The 826-nt window shown below is 41.0% G+C and carries 1 protein-coding gene; it reads right to left on the reverse strand.

The window, feature by feature from the left end:
* Positions 1-349: 349 nt before the first annotated feature.
* Complete coding sequence (locus HMPREF0650_RS05745; RefSeq protein WP_004349081.1) at positions 350-742, reverse strand: YopX family protein; 393 nt, start codon at positions 740-742, stop codon at positions 350-352.
* Between the last annotated feature and the right edge of the window lie 84 nt (positions 743-826).

The raw sequence follows: 826 nt of genomic DNA on the forward strand, positions 1-826 counted from the left end.
TTATTCTCGCACCACTCGTAGAATGATGCTGCTATTTTCTCTATCTCGTCGATTGATTGATTCTCGTAAGAAATCTCTATATCAATTCTATCAATCTTGTCCGTGCTAACTAATATTGCTACGGTTACTCCATAGTCAGGGAATCTGTCATCATTTCTAGTCTTTTTGTAATCCGTGTAGTCCCATACGGAAAATTCAATCTGGTATGGTGAATTATTCCACTCACTCTTACGGGGTATCGGTGATTTGAACCATCCGTAACTCTCATTAGCGTGTCCATTGTGTTACTTCTTGTATCCTCGCTTTTGCAGTTCTGCTGCGAGAAGGTTGTATTCTTCTTTTGTCATTGTCATTCCGTTTTAATAAGTTCTGATTTTCCGTGTACGTTTCCGATGACAACCAATCCGCACTCGTTAACCCATTGCTGATAAAATGCGATTGTAACGTCTGGTTTAGGTACTGCAACAAACTGTGAATATTCTTCATGGTATTGTATGATATAGGGGTAGGCCTGATTAACTATGATGTCTCCTTCAAATATTTTCACCCCTTTTGCGTCTTTTATCCCAGTGTACTGACCCACGCTGTCAGCTTCTACCACATAGTCCTCGTAGAATGCCAAATCGTTCACGAACGCACCAGGCGCAATAAAATGCTCTCCACCATTCACTACGTAGTAGCCGTACAGCCACCGTTTGTTCTTCTTGTTCCACCCGCGGAAAAGTATCTCTCGTTTTGCCATTGTCTTATTTTTTAGTTATTACTCCACTTTCAATCTCTCCCTCATATATTCTCGCATCGCCACAAACTTTAGCATCGCCAAAAA

It is taken from the genome of Hoylesella buccalis ATCC 35310 (genome assembly GCF_000177075.1).
Classification (GTDB): domain Bacteria; phylum Bacteroidota; class Bacteroidia; order Bacteroidales; family Bacteroidaceae; genus Prevotella; species Prevotella buccalis.

Bases quoted from the DNA above. Each gene is read 5' to 3' on its own strand.
- HMPREF0650_RS05745 (WP_004349081.1), bottom strand. From the start codon at position 742: ATGGCAAAACGAGAGATACTTTTCCGCGGGTGGAACAAGAAGAACAAA.